The organism is Microcystis sp. M079S1, assembly GCF_020246425.1.
Lineage (GTDB): Bacteria > Cyanobacteriota > Cyanobacteriia > Cyanobacteriales > Microcystaceae > Microcystis > Microcystis aeruginosa.
In genome coordinates, this window is sequence record NZ_JADBSZ010000265.1 from 1 (window position 1) to 3,817 (window position 3,817).

At 43.5% G+C, this 3,817-nt stretch carries 3 protein-coding genes and 1 other RNA gene; 2 read left to right on the forward strand and 2 right to left on the reverse strand.

Features of this window, described 5'->3' with window-relative positions; all coding sequences use genetic code 11:
- Window positions 1-743 precede the first annotated feature (743 nt).
- Entirely contained in the window at window positions 744-1,037 is a 294-nt protein-coding gene (locus tag IM456_RS17335) for a hypothetical protein (protein ID WP_149987668.1), read from the forward strand.
- An 87-nt stretch (window positions 1,038-1,124) separates the two neighbouring features.
- Window positions 1,125-2,195 carry a WD40 repeat domain-containing protein gene (locus IM456_RS17340; protein ID WP_287692952.1) on the forward strand — a complete coding sequence of 357 codons (1,071 nt, stop codon included), beginning with the start codon at window positions 1,125-1,127 and terminating at the stop codon, window positions 2,193-2,195.
- A gap of 16 nt (window positions 2,196-2,211) precedes the next feature.
- Here IM456_RS17340 and rnc read toward each other — a convergent pair whose 3' ends face one another.
- Complete coding sequence (rnc, locus tag IM456_RS17345; RefSeq protein WP_149987666.1) at window positions 2,212-2,916, reverse strand: ribonuclease III; 705 nt, start codon at window positions 2,914-2,916, stop codon at window positions 2,212-2,214.
- A gap of 175 nt (window positions 2,917-3,091) precedes the next feature.
- An RNA gene (gene rnpB, locus IM456_RS17350) (RNase P RNA component class A) lies at window positions 3,092-3,560 on the reverse strand.
- Between the last annotated feature and the right edge of the window lie 257 nt (window positions 3,561-3,817).

Genomic DNA, 3,817 nt, shown 5'->3' on the forward strand with positions numbered 1-3,817 from the left:
AAATCCTTATCTGGCAAGAGACTTAATTGATTAGTTCGCTCTAGATAAAAAATAATTGACAAAAATCGCCAAATGCCTTTCTATATAAGGGTTCCATCCCTTATAACCCCCGTCCATTGCATAACAAAAACCGAAGAACCGGATTTTTAAAACCTAGATGCAAACTAACTTTTGTCTCCGATAACTGCTATAGCAGTTAAGCTAAGACACATTTTAACCGCCTATCCTTAGATTAGCTGAATTTCCGCCAATCTCTTTACTGTTGCCTCTTACCTCATCTCAACAAGCAATTTAAATGTGCGGGCAGCTAATCAGATTTGAGTTTTCAGTTCACTGATTATACTAAATCCGTTGAGTATAGGCTATATATCAGGACAGGCAAAAGGCACTCATGCAAAAGGGGGAATAAATAATCAGTCTTTAATAACCGGATTTAGTATTACTGTTTACTGATTACTGATTACTGATTACTGATTACTGTTTATTAGACCTCAAATTCAGATAAATTTGACATAATATTAGGTTTTATGGTTTTAATAGTTGTCTCTTGTCTTTTTTCTCCTCCTGTCTCGGATTATCCTCACCTAACGGAAGATTTTTGATTTTTGCAGGAGATATACTGATTACTGATTACTGATTACTGATTACTGTTCACTGAAAATCCCCCATCACCTCGATCGACAACATTTTTCAGGATGATAGGATAAGCTGGAATTATCGAAACCGTAGAAATAATAGATAAAATGAGTAATCTCCTCTGGCCGCGTTTTCTCAAGAAAGCTTACCGTCAAGAACCAATAACTAGCTTTATCTTTACCGCAGCGGCAGTAGATGTCATAATCGGGGTTCTAGGACAAAGATGGACACTGCTATCTTTAGGGGCAACGATTATGGCGATCGCTATATTCGCCAGGTGGCAACAGAGCCAAAAAAGCAAGGTAATCAACAAAGAAGAAGCAGCAAGATATTATTTACCGCCCCAATCGGGTCAAGTGGCTTTACCAACCCTGAAAAACGAAAAAAATCGACCTTCTTAGCTCAAAAATCTCACCTTGCTTGGCAATCAATCCCCTCAAAGGCTAGAATCTATAGCACCGTTCATTTGTTAATATTCAACTAAATTTATGAAATTCCGATTTACGGGTGGGGAGAAACTTGTCGGGGCAATTGTAGTCAGTGTCTTAACCACGCTGACAATCGGAGAACATCAGCTTAGTCAGGCCCAAAGTCCCATTGCCCCCGCTAAACCCGCGGCTGAAAGTGGCGAAAAAAACCCAGAAACTATCCTAGTAGAAGGTTTAGGCAGACTTACCCTCGCTAAAACCTTAGAAGGGCAACAATCCACCCCTAATGCTGTGATTTTCAGTCCCGATAACCAATTGGTTCTCGCTGGTGGTAGTGATAGCGATCCTCTCCTGAGAATTTGGTCAGTAAAAACAGGTCAGAAAGTTTCCCAAACTCGCGCCCAAAGAACCAGCGTCAAAGCTTTAGCCATTAGTCCCAACGAAAGATTATTAGTTAGTAGCGGTTTAGATGGTTCGATTAATTTTTGGAATCTGGTGGAAGGCAAGTATTTAGGAATTGCCCTCGAACACGGTAATACTGTCCTCGCCCTTACGGTTACTCCCGATGGTAAAACGTTAATTAGTGGTGGTTTGGAAGGAATTCGCCTCTGGACAGTGCAACCTCCCCGCCGTCCCCTCTATCGTTTAAATTGGGTGGGTAATTTTGTTTATTCCCTAGGGGTGAAATCCGATGGTGTCACCCTTGCCAGTGGTCATGAAAACGGTGAGGTACATTTTTGGGACATCCGCGAGGGCAAATTTTTATCGAAATTTTCCGCCCATCCCCAAGCGGTTAGCAAGCTTTTATACAGTCCCGACGGTAAAAATTTAATTACGGGTAGTTTAGACCGCACGATTAAAATCTGGGATACGAGCAATAATAAGTTATTATTTACCCTCATCGGTCATACAGCCCGAATTCGCTCCCTGGCACTCCATCCTAACGGACAAATTCTCGCTAGTGCCAGTAATGACGGTGTGCGTTTATGGGATGTGACGACGGGTAAACAGTTAGCTTGGTTTGATAATAATTCCGACTGGGTGGAATCCCTGGCTTTTAGTCCCGATGGGCAGTATTTGGCTAGTGGTAATTATGATTTTAAAATTCGCCTCTGGCAATTCGTCCGTTAGGCAAAAATATCTTCATTTAGCCTTTAACCACTTCTAGAAAAGCTGATTTAGCCGCTGCCTGTTCCGCTGCTTTTTTGCTTCTGCCAGTTCCCACTCCTAATTTCTGCTCATTTAACCACACTTCCGCACAAAAACGTTCTTGATCTAAGCCATTGATTTCTTTTACTAAATATTGCGGCAGTTTTTTGTATGTTGCTTGTGTCCACTCCTGCAAGGCATCCTTATAATTCTGTCGCGCCGGATCTCGACGAATTTCGGCAGCTTTTTCCCTTAGTGGTTCATCTAGCCAAGAACGCACTAAAACCATAGTCTGTGTACTAAGATATAATGCTCCCAAAACCGCCTCAAAAGCGTCTGCTAGTCGCGAAATTCTCCCCGCTTGATCGATACTCGTACTACTTGATACCAACAAATAACGCTCGAAACCGTAGCGATCCGCAAATTCCGCCAGAGTGCGATCGCTAACCATCATCGATCGCAGGGCGGCAAATTCCCCCACGAGTTCCTCTGGATAGGTTTCTAACAATACCTCCGCCGCCACGAGTCTTACCACAGAATCGCCTACAAATTCCAATTGTTCATAATTATTATCACGGGAAATACTGGGATGAGTTAGAGCTAAATCTAATAAATCCCACCTGACGGGGACATCAGCCGATAAACCCAGCTTTTCCACTAGGGTTTTTAATTGTTTTTGGCGACGCGGATCACTTAAGGACATGGGAGCGGGAAGAAGGGGTGTGGGGTGTGGGGTGTGGGGAAGTGGGGTGTGGGGAGACCACTTCGTGCGCGTTGCGGGGGGAGATGGGGAGAATAAATCAAAGCAATCTCCTATCTCCTGAATACTGACTCGGAGAATACTGATTACTGATCACTGATAACTGATAACTGATAAAGGAGAGAGTCAGACATAAGCCGAATTCTGTATTTCCCAACAGCAGTAAAATCGCTTTTACCTTTGTTGGAATAGAGGTTATCTATCTGGGATAATTGTCACCAATTACCTCAAGCGGTTCCTAAGAACGGGACAGGAAAAAGACCAACCTTTGTCCCTCCACCTTGCTCCCCACCGGGGTTTACCGAGCCAGTACCTCTCGATACTGCTGGTGCGCTCTTACCGCACCTTTGCACCCTTACCCCCAATCAGTTATCAGTTATCAGTTATCAGTGGAAAGTTATCAGTGAATTTACTTTCGTTACTGATTACTGTGTACTGATTACTGAAAAAAGGGGGCGGTATTTTTCTGTGGCACTATCCTCACGCTCGCGCGCACTGGACGTTATCCAGCAAGTGTGGTCTTTAGGGAGTTCGGACTTTCCTCGGAATCATTGATAAAATGATCCCGCAACCTCTAGACCAACTCTCTCCTATTCTCTAGTATGACTTACCAGAGACTCGATCGCCCATATATCCTAGTCAATAATCAGTGATCAGTAAACAGTAAACAGTGAACAGTGAAAAGACAGTAGGAAACTGCTATTTAGGGACTTGCGTGGGAATAATATCCCAGCCAGGAAATCGCTCTGTAGAAGAATCAGACCAGCCAGATGGCATATTATCAAAGCGCAAGTCCCTAAGAGGAAGGGGGCTCTCGAAGGCTCTCCCCCTACTTAGGGTGATC

Bases quoted from the DNA above. Each gene is read 5' to 3' on its own strand.
- IM456_RS17340 (WP_287692952.1), top strand. From the start codon at position 1,125: ATGAAATTCCGATTTACGGGTGGGGAGAAACTTGTCGGGGCAATTGTA.
- rnc (WP_149987666.1), bottom strand. From the start codon at position 2,916: ATGTCCTTAAGTGATCCGCGTCGCCAAAAACAATTAAAAACCCTAGTG.
- IM456_RS17335 (WP_149987668.1), top strand. From the start codon at position 744: ATGAGTAATCTCCTCTGGCCGCGTTTTCTCAAGAAAGCTTACCGTCAA.